Annotated in this window: 20 protein-coding genes and 1 pseudogene; 15 read left to right on the top strand and 6 right to left on the bottom strand. The window is 69.5% G+C overall.

What is annotated here, in order from left to right; translation table 11 throughout:
* Window positions 1-39: 39 nt before the first annotated feature.
* Entirely contained in the window at window positions 40-249 is a 210-nt protein-coding gene (locus OG841_RS47620; RefSeq protein ID WP_331724748.1) for a DUF6207 family protein, read from the bottom strand.
* A 248-nt stretch (window positions 250-497) separates the two neighbouring features.
* On the opposite strand from OG841_RS47620, the gene ku reads away from it, so the two are divergent.
* Both ku and OG841_RS47610 read left to right on the top strand, forming a co-directional pair.
* On the top strand, window positions 498-1397 hold the full coding sequence (ku, locus tag OG841_RS47615) for a non-homologous end joining protein Ku (protein ID WP_331724747.1): 900 nt from the start codon (window positions 498-500) through the stop codon (window positions 1395-1397).
* A 429-nt stretch (window positions 1398-1826) separates the two neighbouring features.
* Window positions 1827-2123, top strand: coding sequence for a hypothetical protein (locus OG841_RS47610; protein WP_371571276.1), 297 nt, complete (start codon window positions 1827-1829; stop codon window positions 2121-2123).
* 14 nt (window positions 2124-2137) lie between these two features.
* On the opposite strand, the gene OG841_RS47605 is transcribed toward OG841_RS47610, so the two are convergent.
* Window positions 2138-2488 carry a hypothetical protein gene (locus tag OG841_RS47605; protein ID WP_331724745.1) on the bottom strand — a complete coding sequence of 117 codons (351 nt, stop codon included), beginning with the start codon at window positions 2486-2488 and terminating at the stop codon, window positions 2138-2140.
* Between the two features lie 342 nt (window positions 2489-2830).
* Window positions 2831-3232 carry a DUF6233 domain-containing protein gene (locus OG841_RS47600; protein ID WP_331724744.1) on the bottom strand — a complete coding sequence of 134 codons (402 nt, stop codon included), beginning with the start codon at window positions 3230-3232 and terminating at the stop codon, window positions 2831-2833.
* A gap of 87 nt (window positions 3233-3319) precedes the next feature.
* Between OG841_RS47600 and OG841_RS47595 the strand changes: the two genes are divergently transcribed.
* Both OG841_RS47595 and OG841_RS47590 read left to right on the top strand, forming a co-directional pair.
* Window positions 3320-4327: a DNA polymerase Y family protein gene (locus OG841_RS47595; protein ID WP_331724822.1), complete on the top strand. Its 1008-nt coding sequence runs from the start codon at window positions 3320-3322 to the stop codon at window positions 4325-4327.
* Between the two features lie 37 nt (window positions 4328-4364).
* Complete coding sequence (locus OG841_RS47590; RefSeq protein WP_371571271.1) at window positions 4365-4958, top strand: DUF6292 family protein; 594 nt, start codon at window positions 4365-4367, stop codon at window positions 4956-4958.
* Window positions 4959-5019: 61 nt separating this feature from the next.
* On the opposite strand, the gene OG841_RS47585 is transcribed toward OG841_RS47590, so the two are convergent.
* Window positions 5020-5331: a hypothetical protein gene (locus OG841_RS47585; protein ID WP_331724742.1), complete on the bottom strand. Its 312-nt coding sequence runs from the start codon at window positions 5329-5331 to the stop codon at window positions 5020-5022.
* A 539-nt stretch (window positions 5332-5870) separates the two neighbouring features.
* Here OG841_RS47585 and OG841_RS47580 point away from each other — a divergent pair.
* Window positions 5871-6344: a lamin tail domain-containing protein gene (locus OG841_RS47580; RefSeq protein ID WP_331724821.1), complete on the top strand. Its 474-nt coding sequence runs from the start codon at window positions 5871-5873 to the stop codon at window positions 6342-6344.
* Window positions 6345-6490: 146 nt separating this feature from the next.
* On the opposite strand, the gene OG841_RS47575 is transcribed toward OG841_RS47580, so the two are convergent.
* Window positions 6491-7015 (bottom strand): hypothetical protein, encoded by a 525-nt coding sequence (locus OG841_RS47575; RefSeq protein ID WP_331724741.1) that lies wholly within the window; start codon window positions 7013-7015, stop codon window positions 6491-6493.
* 418 nt (window positions 7016-7433) lie between these two features.
* On the opposite strand from OG841_RS47575, the gene OG841_RS47570 reads away from it, so the two are divergent.
* The 6 genes and pseudogenes from OG841_RS47570 to OG841_RS47545 all read left to right on the top strand — a co-directional run bounded on the left by OG841_RS47570 (window position 7434) and on the right by OG841_RS47545 (window position 13859).
* Window positions 7434-8744, top strand: a complete 1311-nt coding sequence (locus tag OG841_RS47570) for a competence protein CoiA family protein (RefSeq protein WP_331724740.1) — start codon at window positions 7434-7436, stop codon at window positions 8742-8744.
* Window positions 8745-9336: 592 nt separating this feature from the next.
* A complete protein-coding gene (locus OG841_RS47565) occupies window positions 9337-9555 on the top strand; it encodes a hypothetical protein (RefSeq protein ID WP_331724739.1) in 219 nt (72 codons plus the stop codon).
* Window positions 9552-10457, top strand: a complete 906-nt coding sequence (locus OG841_RS47560; protein ID WP_371571264.1) for a sigma factor-like helix-turn-helix DNA-binding protein — start codon at window positions 9552-9554, stop codon at window positions 10455-10457. Before OG841_RS47565 ends, OG841_RS47560 begins: the two co-directional genes overlap by 4 nt.
* Complete coding sequence (locus OG841_RS47555; protein ID WP_331724737.1) at window positions 10454-11257, top strand: hypothetical protein; 804 nt, start codon at window positions 10454-10456, stop codon at window positions 11255-11257. Before OG841_RS47560 ends, OG841_RS47555 begins: the two co-directional genes overlap by 4 nt.
* Before the next feature lie 461 nt (window positions 11258-11718).
* Window positions 11719-13545 (top strand): MobF family relaxase, encoded by a 1827-nt coding sequence (gene mobF / locus OG841_RS47550; RefSeq protein ID WP_331724736.1) that lies wholly within the window; start codon window positions 11719-11721, stop codon window positions 13543-13545.
* A pseudogene (locus tag OG841_RS47545) lies at window positions 13542-13859 on the top strand (hypothetical protein). Before mobF ends, OG841_RS47545 begins: the two are co-directional and overlap by 4 nt.
* A gap of 362 nt (window positions 13860-14221) precedes the next feature.
* Here OG841_RS47545 and OG841_RS47540 read toward each other — a convergent pair.
* The gene (locus OG841_RS47540; RefSeq protein ID WP_371571261.1) at window positions 14222-14521 is read right to left on the bottom strand and encodes a hypothetical protein; all 300 of its coding nucleotides are present in this window, start codon (window positions 14519-14521) and stop codon (window positions 14222-14224) included.
* Window positions 14522-14822: 301 nt separating this feature from the next.
* Here OG841_RS47540 and OG841_RS47535 point away from each other — a divergent pair, with 301 nt between their 5' ends.
* The 4 genes from OG841_RS47535 (at window position 14823) to OG841_RS47520 (ending at window position 19308) form a co-directional block, all read left to right on the top strand.
* On the top strand, window positions 14823-15824 hold the full coding sequence (locus OG841_RS47535) for an ArsR/SmtB family transcription factor (protein ID WP_371571258.1): 1002 nt from the start codon (window positions 14823-14825) through the stop codon (window positions 15822-15824).
* Window positions 15821-16282: a replication-relaxation family protein gene (locus OG841_RS47530; RefSeq protein ID WP_331724820.1), complete on the top strand. Its 462-nt coding sequence runs from the start codon at window positions 15821-15823 to the stop codon at window positions 16280-16282. Before OG841_RS47535 ends, OG841_RS47530 begins: the two co-directional genes overlap by 4 nt.
* A 543-nt stretch (window positions 16283-16825) precedes the next feature.
* Window positions 16826-18847, top strand: coding sequence for a hypothetical protein (locus OG841_RS47525; RefSeq protein WP_371571255.1), 2022 nt, complete (start codon window positions 16826-16828; stop codon window positions 18845-18847).
* Entirely contained in the window at window positions 18844-19308 is a 465-nt protein-coding gene (locus OG841_RS47520) for a hypothetical protein (RefSeq protein WP_371571252.1), read from the top strand. The genes OG841_RS47525 and OG841_RS47520 overlap by 4 nt, the downstream gene beginning before the upstream one ends.
* The last annotated feature ends 137 nt before the right edge of the window (window positions 19309-19445 follow it).

The following is a 19445-nucleotide window of genomic DNA, read 5'->3' as shown; positions in this document are numbered from 1 at the left end:
CCGGCCCGGTCAGGGGACCGCGGCCGCCCGCCCGCAGCGCTACGAGCCGGGCTCCTGGCGCAGGTCCAGGAAGAAGCGCAGCCGTACACCGGGCTCGCCAGGCTCCCGGGTCGTACGGTCCGCCGCTGCGATCGCGCACCGTGCGGCGATCAGCTCCTGGACCGCGAGCGCGGTTTCATCATCGGCGGCCGCGACCTCGACGACGGCCAGGCCCGGCTGTTCAACATGCGTGTGATGGATCGGCCTCATACCGGCATGACGTTCCGGCACTGGTGAAGGTTCTGGCGATCGCGCGGGCTTCACCCGTCCGGGGACTGGAGTCGGCGTGGGTACCCAGCCCGACCAGGGTGGAGGACACCCCGACCAGGGGGCCGACCATGGCAGGTCAGCGCGCTGGTGACCCCTGACGTCGGTGATGGCGGGCAGCTGCTGCTCGGGTGCCTGGTGCCGGCGGTGCTTTTAGGCTGGTAGGGCTCGGGGCGTACTGGAGGTCTGCCATGCCCCGAACGATCTGGTCAGGTGCGATCAGCTTCGGTCTCGTGACCATCCCGATCCGCGTCGCGTCCGCGACCGAGAACCATTCGATCCAGTTCCACCAGTACCACCTGGAGGACATGGGCCGGGTGCGGGTGCGGAAGATCTGCGATCTGGAGGACCGCGAGATCCCCCAGTCGGAGATCGGCAAGGGCTACGAGTACGCCAAGGACCAGGTGGTGGCGATCTCGGACGCCGAGTTGCAGGATCTGCCGCTGCCCACGGCGAAGGCGATCGAGATCCAGGCCTTCGTGCCGCTGGAGTCCATCGACCCGATCCGCATCGCAGAGGGCTACTACCTGGTGCCGGACGGACAGGTGGCCGCGAAGCCGTACAAGCTGCTGCGCCAAGCCCTGGCCAGGTCGTCGAAGGTCGCGATCGCCAAGTACGCCTGGTCGGGCCGCGAACGCTTGGGACTGCTGCGACTGCGCGACGATGCGATCGTTCTGCACGCGATGCGCTGGCCGGACGAAGTCCGCGATCCGGCCGCCGTCGACCCGCCGCACGAGGAGATCTCGGAAGAAGAGATCGAAGGGGCGCTGGCGCTCATCGACCGCATGACCCAGGACGACCTCGAGGGCTCTGAATTCACCGACACCTACACCGACGCCCTGGCGAAGATCATCGAGGCGAAGCGGGAAGAGAAGCCCCTTCCCGAAGCACCGGAGCCCGAACAGCCGGGCAAGGTCCTCGATCTCATGGCCGCCCTCAACGAGTCCGTCCAGCAGGCCAAGGCCTCCCGCGGCGAGGACGCCGACGTCCACGAGATGCCGAAAAAGACCGCGAAGAAGCAGCCGGCCAAGAAGACGGCAGCGAAGAAAGCCACGAAGAAGACGACTGCACGCCGATCACGCAGCGCCTGATGGTTCTGCCGCGCGCAGGGGTGCCGGCGCCGGGCTGCCATCCGGGGTCCGCCACGTGAATCCGTTGCGCTCGATGTTGCGCTGGGCGTTGCGCCAACGTGTTGCGGTAGGTGTTGCGCTGGAGGTTGCGCGAGCCTTACCAGCACTTCGGGATTCGACCAGGTCACCCCGTCCGTAGGGCGTGGTCGGGCCGCGGACATCCCCGTTGCGACCCCCTTCGCCCATGCCCTGGCAGGAGTTGAGGAGTGGGAGGGCGGGATGGGCGGCGCGGACGCAGCCGGGGATCGGGGCGCGTTCACCGTTGTTGCGCGCCGGGCGGGGCCGCCGCGCCAGGGCCGCCGACGGTACGGCGGCAGGGGAAGCGGTCGCTAGGGTGCTTCTTTCTGATCTTCCCCCGGAGCGATCCGGACGGCCGATAAAGTGCGCGCCGTGGGCATACCCGGTTGGTTCGTCTGGATCTTTCTCGTTCTGTTCTTCTGGCAGGTCCTCGGTCTCGTCCCGGTCATCCATCGACTACGGGAAGCCAACTCCGCGCTACGTTTCAAGGCGCGCCTTGACCTGCTGGAGGTTGTCGGATCCCTGCTGCTCTTTGGCGGCATGCTGCTGAGTTTCATGGTGGGAGAATCCTGGTTCTGGCTCGGCCTCGCAGGCTTCCCGCTCCTGACCGCTGTCTACGCCGTGAAGGGTGTCCACTGGCTCCGCGCCCGCCGCCACCCCACGGCCTGATCAAACGAAACTGCCTAGCTGGAGGCGCCGGCCGTCTGCTGCTCGTGGTGGTGCTTGAGCGCGGTCCGGGCCGCGAGGACGTCGGCCGCGGCGAAGTTGTTCCAGTACGGGTGCGTGACGATCGCCGTGGCGAGTTCGCGCTCCCGCGTCCGTAGCCGAGCGATCTCCGCCGCGTCCTGGGGGTTCCAGCCGGGGGAGGCGGGGCGGGATGCCGGCCGCCAGGCGTTCTCGTGCGTCTCCCACGCGTCCAGCGGTTCGACTGACCATGGCACCCGTCGGTAGAGCGTCTGTAGATCGGCGCGGACCTGACGGAGTTCGTCCTGTGCGTCGGTCAGGTCCTGGGGGAAGTCGTACGAGGCTGCCACGGAGTAAAGGTACTGCTGTTCGAACCGTGCTCCGGTCTGTCGCGCGGCAACATCTCCTGCACCAACTCTTACGTCTTCTCTTGCGGCATCTCTTGCGACTTCTCTTGCGCGAGCCTCGCCGAAGCCGCCGCATCCGTGCAGGTCACCCCCACCGTACGGGCGTGGTCGGGCCTCTGACATCCCCTCTACGCCCCCGGACCACGCCCCACAGCAGGAAGAACAAGGAAGGTGGGTGTGGGTCAGGTCCCGGGCGGCGGGCGAGGGGATCGGGGCGCGTTCGCGGGTGTTGCGCGCCGGGCGGGGCCGCCTGCGCCAGGGCCGCCGACGGTGCGGCGGCCGGAGTCAGGAGGCGACCGGGGGCAGCCGGTGATGCGGTCGATGGCGCGCACGTGGGCCGCGGGCGGCTAAGTCGATGATGTGCAGCTGGGTGTCCGGCTGGCAGTGGGTGCAGGCGCGCAGGCCTTCGGTCAGGAGGCGGCGGGCTTCGTCGCGGCTGACGGGGCGGCGCCGCGAGCCGATCATGTGGCAGGTGCCGGCGTGGACCTGGACGGGCGGCTTGCCGGTGCCGATGCCGACCTCGACGACCCACTCCGGCGGCTGCGGCCGGGTGCGCCGCCCGTGTTCCTCTTCTGCCTCGCGCCGCTCCAGCAGGGTGATCTTGCGGTCGATGCGGTTCAGCCACAGGGCATGCCACACCCGCAGGGTGCGCAGTCGGTCCAGGTCGGGCGGCAGATCATCGAACACGCTTTTGATTCTAGGCTCAAGATCGAGGCGTCGTGCCCTCGCGTGTTCGATTTTCTGTTCGATAACGTGGTGGGGGAGGTGAGGCCGATGAGTACGCGCGCGACGGCGGGCAGGAACGGTGTGGTGATGCATGTGCGCTGCCCGGACCAGCTACCGGAGGAGACTTACCGGCAGGTCCTGGAGGAGCTGGCTGAGCTGTCGCCAGTGGTGCAGGCACTGCCGCCGACCGCGGCGCTGGTGGACCTGCGCGGAGCGCTGCCGTACTACGGCGTCGATGCCCGCCGACTGGGGGAGGTGCTGCGGGTACGGACGGTCTCCCGCCTCGCCGTCGACGTCCGCGTCGGCATCGGCCCCTCCATCACGATCGCCGCGACCGCCTCCGAACAGGTCCCCCGGCCGGGCGGGGTCCTGGCGATCGCCCCCGAGGACGTCACCGGCTGGCTCGGACCGCTGCCGGTCGAGGTCCTGCATGGGATCGGCCCGCGACAGGCAGCGGCGCTGCGGGACTACGGCATCCAATGCGTGGGCCTTCTCGCGACGGTGCCACCCGCGACAGTGCAGCGCCTGCTGGGCGGGAAGGCCGGCCGCCTGGCCGCCGACCGGGCCCGCGGCATCGACCCCCGCCCCGTCGTGCCCCGCGCGCTGCCCGCTACGGCGAGCGTGCGCCACCGCTTCGATGAGCACACCCTGGACGGCGCCGCCGTCCGGGCCGCCCTGCTCGATCTGGTCGTCCGGCTCGGCACCCGGCTGCGCGGCCGCAGCCAGGCCGCCCGTGCGCTGACGTTGACCTTGAAGTTCGCCAGCGGCAGCAGCTGGGAGAAGACGCGCCGCCTGGCCGCGCCCTCGGGCCATGAGGACGACCTGCGCCAGCTCGCCTACCAGCTGATGGATGCCGCCGGCCTGCAGCGCGGCCGCCTGACCGGGCTCGCCCTGAAGGGCGAAGACCTCATCGACGCCGACCAGGCGCCCCGGCAGCTCTCCCTCGATGACGCTCGCGAGGCCCGCCTCGCCGCGGAAACCGCCATCGACCGCGTCCGCGACAAGTTCGGCCCCCGCGTGATTGGCCCGGCCGCCGTCTTCCGCCGCGCCTCATAGCCCCCACCCCCGACCTGCTCCCGCTGGAGGTAGACCCGTGCTGCTCGACCCGCCAGGACCGCGCGGCAAGGCCCAGGGGATGCCGCACTGGCCCTATGTGAAGGCCGTCGACGCCGCCCTCACCAAGCGGGGCATCCCGCCGGGCACCGTACGGGTCGGCCACCACGGCCTTGAGCGCGGCCTGACCACCTACATGAGGCTCGCCTGGGACGTCAGCCGCACCAGCGGGCGCGGCGGGATCCGGCTGGACTGGGAGGAACGCCAGGGCTGGTACTACGCCCTGACCGACCTGCACCCCTATGACGTCCTGCTCTACACCGTGCTCACGGTGCTGCGCGCGCCGATGGCGGCCCCTGAGACGGTGGCCGATGTTGCCGAGGAACTGGTGCGTCACCGGCGGTTGCCCGACCAGGAGTTCTGGGCGGAGTGGGATGGTGCCCGGGAGGTACGGGCTGCCGCCATCGACTTCCGGCGCGCTCATCTCGGGCTGGGGCCGGCCGGGCATCCCGGCCCCGACCGCGGCTCCGGCACAAGGGAGGGAGTGCAGCTCACGATCGACACGCAGGCCGACACCTACGAGCAGGCGATCGCGGCGCTGCGAGCCGCGTACGGATGTGGCCCACAGGCTTGAGACCGAGGCCCACGGGCAATGTGCGGGGCCCACTCGGCGCTTGCGCGTGTTCCCATTCGTTTCATGTGGTGTGGTGCAGCCAGCGCTGGAGGGTGGTGTTGATGCTGGAGGGCAGGGCGCTGAGCTGGTCGATGGCGTCGCGGTCCTCGGGCCGGGGTGGGATGCCGGCGACGGTCAGTGCGGCGTGCAGGGCCAGGCGGCGCTGGTCGCGGGGGTCGATGAGGATGCTGAGGCGCTCGGCGGGGTTGGGCGGCGGCAGCAGACAGTCCGTGTCCTGCCCTGCGGTGGCTGGAGGCCAGATGGTCTGCGCCGGGTCGGCGGCGTAGGGGTCGACGAAGGTCTGCGGCGTGTGGGGCTCAAAGGTGATGGTCACGTCGGTCTCCTCCAGCAGCGGGTGATGTGCAGGGGGAGAGCCCCGTATGGCTACGTGCGGTTGCGTCTGCCGGGCGATGTCATGCCGATGGCGTCATCGGCGGCTCATCGTCTTCTCCGAACAGCACAACTGCAGGCCGGCCGCGCGTGACCAGCGGCTCGTAGGCACCGGAACCAGGTGCAGAGTCCAAGGGCTGTTACGCACTTTCGGGTGAGGGGCGCGCAGTTGCTGGGGTGGCGCGTCCTGGCGGTCGCGGCGGGCGGCCAAGCCCGATAAGGGGTGTCTGCATGGCGGGGCGTCAACTGTGTGCATACGCCGTATGAATGGACGTTACAGTCGAGAGTAACGGCAAAGCGGGCGAACAGTAACGGAGCACCCGTATCGCGTTCACGACCTGCACAGCACGGCCATGGTGTGGCTGTGCGGCCGACCGGCCGCCACCCGCACACCGCACCAGCCCGTTCCCTCCACCCCGCTATCAGGGGCCGGGAACGAGGCGGGTGCCCGTACAACCTGGGGGCCTTGTGTCTTCTTCCACGGTGACCGCCCGTCGTCTGTCCGCCGCCGCTCTCGCGGCCGCCGCGATCGTCGGGGCGGTGACGCTGCCGGCGTCGGCTGCCGACCACGCCCGGCCCGACCGGCCGAAGGTGGAGATCAGCTCGGTCCAGTACGACTCACCCGGCCGTGACGACCGCTCGCGACGCTCACTGAACAAGGAGTGGGTGGAACTCACCAACACCACGCGCCGCACGGTCAACCTCGACGAGTGGACCCTGACGGACGAGGACGGCCATACCTACACCTTCGACCACTACCGACTCGAGGGCCGCGCCACCGTCCGTATCCACACCGGCGAGGGCCGCGACACCGGCAGCGACCTTTACATGGACCGCCGCAACTACGTGTGGGACAACAACTCCGACACCGCCACCCTGCGCAACGACCACGACCGCTTCATCGACGACGCGTCCTGGGGCGGGCGCCACCACCGCGACGGCGGCCACCACCACTGACCCCGCTTCCCGTCCCTGCGGCACGAGATGATGCCGCGGTGTGACGGGGCATGGCCCCGGCCGGCTCGCCCGGCCGGGGCCTCCGTCATTCAAAGCCGTACTCGAGTGTGGTCGATCACCGGCCGGGGCTGCGACCTCGCTGCAGGTCAGCCGATGCCGGTGACCTGGAGCGCGGTGGTCCAGTTGTTCTTGATGGCGCTGCGGGCGGCGGAGAGGGTGATGGTGCCGTTGCAGACGGCGTTCTTCAGCTTGGTCTCGGTGCCGTCCTTGGTGGAGGCGGTCTTCGTGCCGTAGTGCGGCTCGGGCCACAGGTTGCCGGGGTCGCGGGGCGCACCGCCGAGCTCCAGCGGCACGAGGTGGTCCTCCTCGTAGTCCGCCATGCTGGTGTCGGAGTACCCGTAGTCGATGATGCCCTGCGCCTTGAGGGGGTTGGTGTAGGAGGTGGGGGGCCGGACGGTGCCGGTCCAGCCGGACACGCAGATGGTGCTGTTGATGGTCGACTGGGTGACGTCGGGGTTGTACGCGCCGGGCGTGCAGGAGGAGTCGGGCAGCGGCAGGTAGGCCTGGGAACAGGCGGAGGCGTGGGCCGTACCGGTCGCGGCGAGGATGAGGCCCGCGGCGGCCATGCCGAGAGCGGTGGTGGTGGCGGTGACGCGGCGCAGAGGTCGCATTGGGGGGTCTCCCGCTTTCGGCCCGGAGGCGAATTTCCGGGCGGCTGACGGAATGACACCACCGTCCCGCTCTATGCGGGTAGACCTGAACGATGAACTTCCGGTTACCGACCCCTTCCCTTACCCGAGCATGGACAAGCCTTGCCCAAATACCCAGTTTCTCTGGGGAGTTGGGTCGAAGAATGTGGCCGCGGGTGAAGAGCTTGCCGAAACCGCGCCAGCTCCTTGTCCCGGGTGCAGTGATCCAGCGGGGCTGACGGACTGGCAGGCCGCCAACGCGGGCACTGCTGCCCCTGAGTTCGGGCGCAGGAAGGGCCGGATGACCGCCTGCAGAGTCGTCTCCTATCCCCGCTGTCAGCGGTGAGTCGTACCTTGAGAAAGACGTCTGCGGCGCATTGCTACCGGGTGGGGGACATCTGTGGCGAACGGTGTATGGCATTCCGGCCTCCGGCGGATTCTCGAACTCGACAAGGAAGACCTCGGCCTGGGTGGCACTGGACTGAGCGCGGGGGAACTGATCGAGAGCCTGCTCCAACCCGTGGCCGAGCGGGACCGGGAACTTCTCGTCTGCGTGGAGAGCAGCCAGGGCCGTCAGTGCAAAGCCGAAGTGAGCGGAGTCAAGAGCCCGCACATGTATGTGCGGAAGCATCGCGGCCCTGACGGGGCCCTGCGGCTGCGCGCCGCTCACCTCCCCACCGTGCACGAGATGACGCCGGAGGAGAGCGATAGGCACAAGGCCATGAAGGACTTCCTGGCCCGCACCGCGCAGGCGGCCGGCCTCGAGGTCCACGTGGAGAAGACGACCAAGACTCGGACGTCCAGACCTGACGTGACGATCGTCGGTGCCGGTGGTGTGAGCTTGGGATGCGAAGCGCAGTACTACAACGCCAGCGCGGGCACCGTGCTCCGCCGGTCGAAGGCCCACACCGACGCCGGGTTGGCCGCCAACTGGATTACCCACGACGACAGGTTCCACCTGATCGACCGGGCCAACTGGATGCTGACGCGGCAGGTGACCTGGCGAGAGATCAGCAGCGCGGCCGACCTTGCACTCGTGGGTGGCTTCCGTGTCCTCGTCGAGTGGCGATGCACCGCGAGTGCTGAGCGTCCCTGCCCGGACAGCCGAGTGAAGACAGGCTGCGGGAAGGTACACCTTCAGTGGGACACTCCTCGCCGCCTGGACGATGAAGGCACCGGGTGGACCGGCCATGAGGGCAACACGCGAGGCGTCACGGTCGGCCAGACGCTCATAGGCGCGGCCACCGGCAGCGTGGCACCGCTATTCGCACCCTCCCGCAAAGATCGGCGTGTCGGCGCTTACATGTGGGTTTCCGCAGATGATCGGACCAGGTGGCATGACTACCGGAGCGCGGAGACCACTGATCTCGAGGCAGGGCAGGTTCCTGAAGAGGAGATTCGATTCTCGGGTAACGACGCGGACCCGACGTGCAAGTTCGGCGAGGACACTTGGTTCCCCGGTACGCCTCTGGAGCGCCGCGGCGCCTACAGCGTCGAGCTGACGATGACCGTTGACAACCCGGCACCAGTCCGGACCGCTCCTTCGACTCCTGGTCCTTCCAGCGTCCGCGAATCCCGCGCCGTCGTACGCATCAAAGCTCCGGATATCCCACGTCCCCGTCCAGGCGTGTGCGAGACCGGCACGCCGAGGTGCGGGCAGCCAGCCCGTCTTTACGCGGCCGGTTGGCGTTGTGAAGCGCACCGCCCGTAGCGGGAGGGGAAGGAACACCGTCGGGTTCATACGGTGGCTGGCGGGGTGCCGCTGCCGAGCCCGGTCTCAGGTGCAGTGTGAGCAGTCCGGCGTAACGCGCGGCCTCAACCTCTGGACGAACACCGGGGCTGGTACCGGGGCGAGGCTCTTCGGGATGTCAGTGCCGTGCTTTACGGTCATCGTGTCCCGCAGGGACGGTTCCCGCTCTCGCCTGGCCTCCAACTCCGGCCAGGCGAGAGCGGTGATGCCCGCGTCCCCCAATTTTTCGGCACAGGGGCGGGCCCTTCCGGATGGAAGGCCGACACCCAACGGCGTCATGTTCCATTGACCCGTTTTCGGCGTGCAATTGCAAGGAGAACCGGGAACTTCCACCCTTCAGCGCGCCGACTTGCTTCCCGGGCCGCTCGCCACTCGGTGATCGTCATTGTTCCGTGATTCCTTGATCACGTGGCGTAGTAACTGCCGCTCTGGCCATGCTGGTTGCCCTCCCCGGCAAGCGGCTGGCACCCGCCTGCTCCGGGGATCCGGTGGCCCTTCCGGATGGGCCACCGGTCTTAAGTAGGCCGACCTCCCGAAGAGACAGGCGGTAGTCATGAAGACCCGACCGATAGTGGTCATCTCGGTCACGGCGACGGTGTTCGCCTGGAGCGGGGTGATGGTGGCCACCGGCCAGACGGCCGCTGTTGCCGCGCTCGCCCCGGCCCTTGCCCTGACCGTGCAGCAGATCGTCCACATCGTCCGCCCTCACCCCGCGCCCGGCGACCGTCCCGGCCTGGACGCGATCGCGGACAAGGAGGACGACGCCCCGTGACGACACCTCCGGAGCCACCGTCGCCCCCAGACAGATCCGGCGCCGCACGCCGCGGCCGCAAGCTCGGACCGATCGCGGCCACCGTCGGCAGCGCGCACCGCTCCTGGCTGGAGCCAGTGCGATGCGCCTACCTCGCCAGCGGGCTGACCCTCAGCGAGCTCAGCACCCGGGTCACCTTCGCCAAGTCCAAGATCTCCGAACTGCTGCGCGGCGTCGGCCTCTACCCGCGCTGGGAAATTGTCCTGCTGCTGGCCGTCGAACTGGACATGCCCAGCTGGCCCCTGTACCGGCTGTGGCGCCAGGCCGCCTTCGAAGCCCACAAGAGCAGCGAGTGGGTCGAACGCTGCACCCAGGGCACCACCCTGACGACCACCGACGACACCCCTGCCCCCTTGGACCACCAAGCCTTCCGCGAAATGGTGGAGGGCGACTACCTCCTCTACGCCCAGGTCTTCCTCGACGACGACCAGCGCGACACCGCCGTGTCCGACACCTTCGACATCCTCTGGCTGTCCTGGAACGACGCCCTCGCCAGCCACGACACCCGCCGCTTCGCCTGGAACGTCCTGCGCGCCACCGTCATGACCCGAACCCCCCACCTGGACGGCCGGCCCGAGCTGAGCCGGGCCGCCTTCGACACGGTCGCCCTGCAGTCCCTCACCAACCCGGCCGACTGCATGAACCAGCTCACCGAGAGCCTGGAACTCTTCACGGCCGTGAGCCGCCTGCCCGCCCACCAACTCGACGTCATGGTGCTGCGCCGCCTGTGCGGCTTCTCCCCGGAGCGCGTCTCCGCCCTCCTCGGTGCCTCGCTGGCCGCCGTCCGCTCCAACGAGCGCCACGCCACCCGCTTCCTGGAAAGCGTCATCTGCCCGCCGCCGTCCGAAGGGAACACCCCGTGACCCGCATCGAAGAACTCCTCTCCAGAGCCCTCCTGGTCCGTGAGCGCACCATGCCCCGCGACATCATCCCCCCGCCCGCCACGAGCACACCCCCGCCCGGCGACCCCGCACAGACCAGCACACCCAACGGCGCGGCCGAGGACCTGCGCACCCTGTGCGAAACCCTCGTCACCCACACCCCACCCATGCAGATCGCCGACTTCGTCACCGACCAGGTCCCCGAACCCCGCAGCGCCCTCGTTCTCGCCTGCGTCCTGCAGCTCACCGACACCGACGAAGGCGCACGCTTCTGGTGGCAGTACGCCGCCGGCGCCGGGCAGGCCGCCGCCGCCTACTGCCTCTACCTGCATCACCTGTCCCTGGGCGAGGAAGACACCGCCGACTGGTGGCACCGCCAGACAGACGACGTCCAGCCCTCACCCGAGAGCACCACCCCCGACGAAGAACCCGACGCCCGCGGCACCCGGGACTGGCACCCGGCCAACCACGGCATCAACAGCACCTCCACCACGACCATCCTGAGAATCCTGCGCCACCTGTCCAAGCAGACCGTCCGCTCCCAGTCCACCGCGGTCACCAACCTCATGGCCTACATCCCCGGCGCGGTAACCGCCGGCTACCTCAGCGAGCCCGATACCGAACTACCCCTGCCCGGTCCCGGATTCGCCCACCGCATCAATGCACTGCTCACCACAGCAGACCCGCTCCGCAGCCGCACGGCCCCCACCCGCCGCGGCCCATGTGACAGGGAGCGCACCTCACCCCGGTCGGACGCCGCCAACACCGTCCAGAGAGCATGACGGCAGAAGACGTGAACTCGATCCGTCGTACGAACCACTGGACGTCCCGGCAGGTCAGGCTGTGGCGGATGTAGGAGCGGGCGCAGCATTCGCACGGCCCGGTCAGCTCTCGTATCGGGCGCGCATCACCCCCGCCCACTGCTGGGGTCGGGTGGCCTCGCAGCCGTCGCAGCGGTAGCCCCCTGAACCAGACGCGGGCCGGACCGTCCTGCTGGCCGGAGGGGCGGCTGCGACGGGAACTCCGGTCAGAGCGGCCGCGAGCACAACGGGCAGAGCTCTTCGTAGAGCGGTTCGTTGTTCATGCGGCGGACTGTGCACCCGTCGGTGGCTTACCGTCTCACGCTGACCGGGCGGCCCGCCTGACGGGCGTTCCGGTAAAGACTTCGTGATGGCCTCCCGCCCGGCGGGAAGGACCCCGGATCACGCTTTTTTGCAGGTCAAAGCCGGGGTTTCCTGGGGCGATGATCAGCATGTCGGGTGTCCGCCCGGGGAACGGGTGGCGCTATCTCTTCAGGGGCGTGATGGTCGGCGACGGCCACCGCCCTGCGGGCATGCCGCTGCGCGGCGCCCAGGACGAAGCCGGTGTCCCGCCCGGGGTCTGGAAGGGCCGGGGCCTGGCCGCGGTCGGCCTCAAGGCCGGGGACGTGGTGACTGAGCGGCAGGCCGAACTGCTCCTGGGGGAGGGCCGGCACCCGGACGCCGACCAGATTGAGCGCGAGCTCCTGGCGGAGGGCAAGAGCCCGGCGCAGGCCCGGCGGGCGACCGTGCTGGGCAGGCCCATCGAGCACAACCGCTCGCCCAAGACCGACAAGGCCAAGGAGCGCACACCCTGGCTGGGCTTCGACCTGACGTTCCGGCCCCCGCCGACGGCACACATCGCGTGGGCACTGGGTGACTACGAAACCCGCCTGGTGCTGGAGCTGTGCCAGGACATCGCCCGGGACAAGACGCTGGCCTGGATAGAGGATGCGGTCGCGGAGATCCGCTGGGGGAGCGGCGGCAAGCACCGCGCCCGGGTCAGGGACGGACTGATCGTCGCGATCTTCCGGCATTACGAGTCCAGAGCTGCCGAGTCGAAGCCCCTTCTCCACGATCATGCGGAGGTGTCGATCCGCGCTCGCCGGCCGGAAGACAAGGGGACGTGGGGCAACCTGTCGGCGGACTCACTGATGGCCCACATCGTCGCGGCCGACACCCTCTACACCCTCTACTTCATGGAAGAGGTGTCCGCCCGGCTCGGGTGGGCGTGGGAGCCGCGCGAGGTGACGCCCGGCCGCAGGCCCGTCATGGAGATCGCGGGCATCGACCAGCGGCTCATCGGCTGGCAGTCGACCCGCCGTCAGCAGATCGAGGAAGCGCTGCCCGTCCTCACGGCCAAGTACGAGGAACGGCAGGGGCACCCGCCGGGGGAGCGGGCCGGCTACGCGCTGGGCTGCCAGGCCGCCGACCAGACGCGCCCGCCCAAGCACAAGGAGTTGCTGTCGCTGACCGAGCTGCGCGAGCGATGGCGCGACTCAGCGGTCCGGGCCTACGGCGCCGACGTCGTCGACCGCCTCGCGGAGCGGGCGCGGGCGGCGGCCGCGGCTGTGTGGGCGCAGGTGCGGCCGGTGATCGACATAGCGCTGGCCGCCGTCGACGTCGTCGCCGTGGTGTACGTGATGCGCGGCGCGTTCAAGCGCCATCACCTGCTCGCCGAAGCCCGTCGCCACCTTGCCTACGTCCTGCGCGGCCGGCCCCACCAGCCCGGCCTGGACGAACAGATCGTGCAGGCGGTCGTCGACGACTACACCCGCCCCGTCGGCCGGGGTCGGATGATGACCGCTGACCTGCGCGCCCTGTACCCGCGCGACACCGAGGACCAAGCCGTGCTGCGCCCGCTGACCCGCAAACGGACCGCCCCGCCGTACGAGCGGGCCCGCCTCGCCGCCGGAGCCCTGAGGGCCCGGGTCCACGCGGTGCGCCGCGCTGACCGCCTGGGCTCCCGCTCCCGGCCGCACACTGTCGCCGCGCCCGCTGCCCCAAGGTCTCCTCTGCGGCCGACCCGTACGGACCGGAAGGCCGGCCGCGTCCCCGAGCAGGCGACCGACGTCGCCGCGATGGACCAGACCCGCGCCACGTTCGAGGCCGCCGCCGCCAAAATGGCCGCCAAGCTCACCGACGGCGTCCGGGACCGCGCCGTCGCCCACGGCCCCCGACCACAGCCCACCGCACCGGCGACCCCGCCGACGCACACCCAGCAGCCCGGCGCTCAGCCCACGCCGGGCCGGACCACAGGAGGAGTCGCATGAGCACCCCGGAACAGCCCAGCTTCGAGGACGCCCTCGCTCGCGCCCGCGAAGCCTCCAAGGAGCTGGCCGCCGTCCTCGAGGAGCCGCCGTAGGAGCCGGTCTGGAAGCGGCCCCGGAAGCCCAAGTCGAAGGCGGAGAAGAAGCGAGAGCTGCGCAAGCAGCGCAGGCGGCTCCAGGACGCCGGCCGCCGTCGCCTCGCCGCCGGAGAATCCCGCCGGCCCCGCGCCCGGCAGGGCCGGATCGGCAACGCCGCCGCCCGCCGCGACGCTCGCGCCCTGTCCCGGGTGCGGCACTCCACCGCCTGGCTGTGGTGACGAAGACGCCGTGCCCCGATGGCACCGCACCGGATGCTGCGCATCGTCATGCGCACCATGATGTCCCGCGCCGCACACGGTGCGCACCATCGACGATGCCCGGCACTCTCGCGCGCACCACGATGCGCCGCACCCAATGTTCCGTACCGCACCGGTGCGGTACGCCGCCCGGTCGGACCTTGACCAGGTGCGGCCGGGCGCGCGTCGTTCCTAAGCTAGACCTGATCAGCCGCCGGCACGTTTCCCCTAATCCGTGCTGTAGGCGGTCCGAACTCGTTCGCGCAAGGGCTCGGATAGGCGCAGACGAACCGTTTCACCCGCTCATCGTCAGTGAGAGCGACGAACGCGTCTCCATCCACCTGTTAGCAGTGGGAGGGGAAGGTGTCCCTGCCGGTGAGGTACTCCATGCTGAACCAGCCCTCCTGCTGGGTGTCCGCGATCCGTCCCCACACCCAGTAGGGATCACGGTTGATTTCCTCACCATAGACGTAGCAGTGGTAGTAGATCTTCGCGTTGTGGTCCGCGTAGCCATAGATGCCACAGGATGTGGAGGGGCCGCTGCGGCGAGCAAGTGCGTCACCGATCACATAACCGTACCCGGCACTGTTCACGTTGTGGCTCGGATGTGTGCATGCCGGGGCCGCCACGGCTTCGGTCGGCATCAGCATCAAACTCGCGGTCGAGACAGCAGTACCGAGCGTTGCGGTCACAATTCGGAGCATCCTGCGCATGAATTCCCCTTGGTCGCGGACGTGAAAATCTGGAGCGGGAGGGCCATGGGCCTCAACGCTGCCCTCGTTTTTCAGGCTGACGTCGGGGCTCCGCAGGCCCGCCGTGTTGCCTGCCCGATGAGCCTGTCGCACTCGGGCAGGAAGGGCCGAGGTGTTTCAATCTGGCTTGAATCACGGCCCGCTGACACAATCACGGGCGATCGCCAGGCGTGGCTCGAGCACGGGGGAAGCAGTGGTCTACCGCATCCATTTCACCGCCGAGGACCTGTCCCGGACCCGGGTAGCTGAATCACCGAGGCCCATGCTGGAACTGACTAATGCGGTACGGGTGCTGCAGGACCGGAATCAGCCGGTCCGCTACGACGTATGGCGACGGCGATCCATCGCCCAGTTACCGCCGGAAGCGCGCCTGGCCCTCGATCTGATCCCGCTGCGCGGCTGGACACCGGACTTCCTGGCCCGCGTGCGACCAGGCAGCCCACAGGATCTGCTGGAACAGATCCGTTCGACCTCACCGAAAGAGATTCGCCAGACCCTGGCAGACCTCGCGGAACACCAACCGCTGCCGTCCTGGACCCGGCGGCTGGGCGACGACCCACTCGTGTTGCAGCAGTTGGCCGACAGCATGCATGTCCTCCACACGACGGTCATGGCGCCGTACTGGCCCCACGTGGTGACCAGCCTTGCGGCCGATCGCGCTGTGCGGATGCGCGAGTTGCTCCACGGTGGTGTCGAGCGCCTGCTGACCGGGTTGTACCCACCGCGTATCCGGTGGAGAGCACCGACGCTGGAAGTCGCCATGGCCTCCGGCATGCAGGGTGACCTGTGGCTGGCAGGTCGGGGGCTGCTGCTGGCGCCTTCTCTGTTCGGGTCACAGTCACCGGTCATCGACCCCGATGCCGAGCCCCAGCCCTTCCTGACCTACCCCGCTAACTTCGGTGCGGTCCTCACCCCCCTGACCCCCTTCTTCGCAGAGTCCGCGGCCGCAAGCGCCCCCGCGGCTCTGACCGCACTGCTGGGCCGGACCCGTGCCGCAGTCCTCCATGCCATCGCCACGCATCCCGGATGCAACACGGCCGAACTAGCAGGTGTGCTGGGCATCGGCCCCTCCGGCGCTAGCCAACACGCAACCGTCCTACGGCAGGCCGGACTGGTCACCACCCTCCGGCACCGCAACAGCGCGGTGCACACCCCCACCAGCACCGGACTCAGCCTTCTCATGCTGCATGGCTGAAGGCCCGCCGCAGGCTCACAAAACGGTCGCCACCCTGCGAAACCGACGCCGTGCTTGCCGTGCCGACCCAGACCAGCGAGGTGCGCCTCTTCGAGCTCGACAACGGCACCATGTCCCAGGCCCGCCTCGCCAAGGAGGTCTGGGACTACGAGCGCTACGCCGGGCACCGCGTCTGGGAAGGCGCCCGCGGCACCATCGGCAACACGTTCCCGTTCTGGCAGCGCCACCGCTACACCCGCTCCCAGACCTTCCCGCGGCTGCACGTCGTCCTGGCGGGCAAGGAGGAGCACCTGCTCGACAACCGCCTCCAGGCGCTCGCCGACGACGTGAAGGGCATCGCCGTCGCGGTGTGGGTGAACACCCTGCCCCGGCTCCAGCGGGGCGAGCCCTGGTACGAGATCGGCGTCGATGACCCGTACCGGCGCCGTGAGCGATACCCCGAACCGGCAGGCCGCTGACAGAGTCGGGACAAGCCGCTCCGCAACGGCGGCTTACCCGACCCGCCGCGCACTCTCGCTGCCCTCTTCCTCGAGGAGGCGACGGACGACCCGCCGGTCGTGACCGCCCGCCTGGCGGGACGGCTCCCGAACTCGTCGCGCCACCCGGCGGCTGGAAACCGAGTGTGGCCTGTCGTTGTCACGCTGCGGCAGCCTCCTCCGTGTGGACGAAGGGGTTGGGGTAGTCGGCCATCTCCCTGACCTGCTGTACTGACGGTGTATTGCTCCCCGACCTAACAGACTGTTACCGTCCTTTCAGCTGGCGATAGTTCGCCGGGAACGCCCAAGGCGCCGCCGCGTGAATCCTGTTCACGCGGCGACGAGAACCGCACGGCCCTGCCGTGGCTGCCGAACCCTGGGATCGGGCCCGAGCGCGCTCCGGCCAACCGGCCCGATACCCGGGACCGCGAGGTTGGGAACGTCCGGGGCACCGTTGCTCGTGCGTTGATCGCACGCCCTCACCGGCGTGCTCGACCCGCACGCCCCGACCCGCGGAAGACAACGGTGAACCAGACCCTCATGACCGACTTCACGGTCAACGACACCATCTCCGAAGACGCCGAACTGCGCCTCCGCGCAGAGCAGATCAAACCCCTCTCGTGGGCACAGCACAAAGCTCTGCGCGAGGCCCTGATCAGTGCCGGCATTCCCCCGGAGTCGGCCTCCACCATCCCGCTGACCATCGCGAACCCCCAGCACATGCTGGACCAACTCAAGCGGCGCCGCCCCGAGCTGCTGGCCCCCGGCGTGATCGCCCAGTCGGTCAATACCGACATCCTGGTGGCGGGTCTCGTGCGAGCTCCGGAGAACCTGCGCATGGACGAGCAGCGCTGGTCCGGAGGATTCAAGATGCCCCGCTACACCACGTACGCCGAGAACGGCACCGCCGCGTGCATGCTCGACCTGACCGATCCGCGCCTGGGACTGGACAAGGAGAAGGGCACCGCGTTCTTCTTTGACCAGATCAAGCTGATCGACGCTGAGATCGAGCTGAGGAACAAGTACGGCGCGGACATTTGCGCGCACGGCATCCGGATCGGCGGCACTCTCTTCCCCTTCCTCCTGCGCTTCCCCGGCCGCGTCCCTATCGGCGGCCTGGAGACCGGCGACTGCTACGGCCGCACCTACTTCATCCAGGAGAAGGAGGGCATGACCGCCTCCAAGGTCCTCGCCGCGCTGGAGAAGGTGCCCACCAACGCCACCGAGCTGCGCGAGCACCCCCTCCAGAAGCACCGCGCCAACCTCCTCGGCATCGCCGGAAAGATCACCGCCCCCGAGCCCGGGCCGATCACCGAACGCGAACGCCTCACGCTCGTCCGCGCGGTCATGCCCTCCACCAGGATCGTCCTTAACGTCAAGGACGTCTCCCTCGCCGAGGCCAGGCGCCGCATCGTGGCCCAGCACCACATCGAGCAGCCCACCCCCTTCAGCTCCGACACCGCCTGGCAGATCCGCGCCGCGGCCGTACTCGACAGCCTCCAGGCCAAGGGCTTCCTGAAGACCCACCCCGGCACCAGTGCCGCCGAGACCCGCCGCTGGTTCGACAACCCCACCGAGATCCCCACCCACATCGCGTACCGCGACGACATCGCCGCTCTCGTCGCCGCCACCCTCCTGCTGGACACGGAGACCGCCGGCGACCGACACATCACCGCCGCGCTGCGCACCCGCGGCGTGGTCGGCCGCGACCGCACCCGAGCCCGCAGCTTCCTCACCGCCGCCGTCATCGCCCGCGCCGTCCCCGGGCAGGCCGGCCGCCAGTCCGCCCTGGAGCGCGCCCTGAACGCCAAGGGCCTGCGCAGCATGGAAGTCGACGTCAGGCCCATCGAAGAGATCCTCACTGACGCCCGCGCCGAGCTCGCCGCAGCCAGGCTCCAGCGCGCGAGGGGCAACACGGACATCCCGCCGATGGGACCCGCCACCCAGCAGATCGCGCTGCGTGGCGCGTTCTACCTCACCTGCGGCACCGGTGACACCGTCCTGCTGGAGCGCAGCGCGCTCAACGCCCAGAAGGGCGAAGCCCAGGAGCCCGGCCAACTGCTGGCCTTCCTCGCCGCCACCCGCCAGGGCCTGGAGCAGCTCGCCCAGGCCATCTTCGACGGGCGCCGCAGCTACCCGGTGCGCCGCCTGGAAAAGGACCAGTGCGCCGCTGACCTGACCACGCCCCCGACGGACGACAAGACGATGACCGCTCCGAACCTGCGGACGCTCGCGCTCGCCTCCGACGACTCGGTCGAGGACCAGTCCGCGTCCGCGATGCTCGCCGAGGACGGCGACGAGCTGCGTCGCATGGTGGCTGAGGTCACCACTCTCCTGGAAACCATGGAGGGACGCAGCGACGACGACAAGATTCCCACCATCGTCCAGCAGCGCGGCTGGAAGGACCCGCGCGGCACGATCGCGCCCGACCTGGAGAACGCGGCCAAGCTCGTGCGCAACTGGGAGATGCGCCATGAGATCATCGGGCAAAGCTTCAGCGGCAACCTCAAGTACGGCGAAGGCGACACCGTGGGGGCAGACCTGTGAGCAGTCTGCTCGCCCGCCGGCCTGTGGAACTCACCGCAGACATCGCCGACCACCTGGATGCGCTGATGCGCCTCGATTCCGCCAGTGGCGGCATCGTGCGCGGCGTCGCCATCCCGCTCATCGTGCCGACCACCGAGGTGACCAGCAATGGTTACTGGTCGAACGTCCGCACCGGCATCTACCTCCCCTGCACCGCCGCACGGACAGTTCGGTACGTCGGCAGCGTCCACCGTACGAGCCCTGCGATCGCCGCTCGGCTACGCGAGCACTTCACGGAGCACCCCGAGCGGGAAGCCACCTGGACGCACCTGGCGCTGATCACTCTTCCGGCCACGGTCACCCTCGCAGCTCTGCGCCGCTGCGAGGGCCGCGCGGGGCGGGCTCTCGACCCGCTGGACAACACCAGGCTGCCAGCCGTCCCCGGACGGCCGGCGTGGATCCCGCGCCCCAGGGCGGCCTGACCTAGTAAACATCGGTGCCTCCGTCCTCTTGGAAGTCCCGGAGAACGGAGGCACCGTCGTGCGTAGAAGCGGCAATGCGGTGATGGGCGGCGCGGACGCAGCCGGGGATCGGGGCGCGCTCAGCCGGTTGCGCGTCG

Origin of the sequence: Streptomyces canus (genome assembly GCF_041435015.1) — a bacterium.
Classification (GTDB): Bacteria; Actinomycetota; Actinomycetes; order Streptomycetales; family Streptomycetaceae; genus Streptomyces; species Streptomyces canus_G.
Note: the sequence above shows the minus strand (reverse complement) of the source record. Positions and strands in the feature narration are given on the sequence as shown.

Excerpts from the sequence above, each read along its gene's own strand:
- OG841_RS47620 (WP_331724748.1), bottom strand. The coding sequence starts at position 249 with ATGAGGCCGATCCATCACACGCATGTTGAACAGCCGGGCCTGGCCGTC.
- ku (WP_331724747.1), top strand. The coding sequence starts at position 498 with ATGCCCCGAACGATCTGGTCAGGTGCGATCAGCTTCGGTCTCGTGACC.
- OG841_RS47595 (WP_331724822.1), top strand. The coding sequence starts at position 3,320 with ATGAGTACGCGCGCGACGGCGGGCAGGAACGGTGTGGTGATGCATGTG.
- OG841_RS47575 (WP_331724741.1), bottom strand. The coding sequence starts at position 7,015 with ATGCGACCTCTGCGCCGCGTCACCGCCACCACCACCGCTCTCGGCATG.
- OG841_RS47565 (WP_331724739.1), top strand. The coding sequence starts at position 9,337 with ATGAAGACCCGACCGATAGTGGTCATCTCGGTCACGGCGACGGTGTTC.
- mobF (WP_331724736.1), top strand. The coding sequence starts at position 11,719 with ATGATCAGCATGTCGGGTGTCCGCCCGGGGAACGGGTGGCGCTATCTC.
- OG841_RS47540 (WP_371571261.1), bottom strand. The coding sequence starts at position 14,521 with ATGCCGACCGAAGCCGTGGCGGCCCCGGCATGCACACATCCGAGCCAC.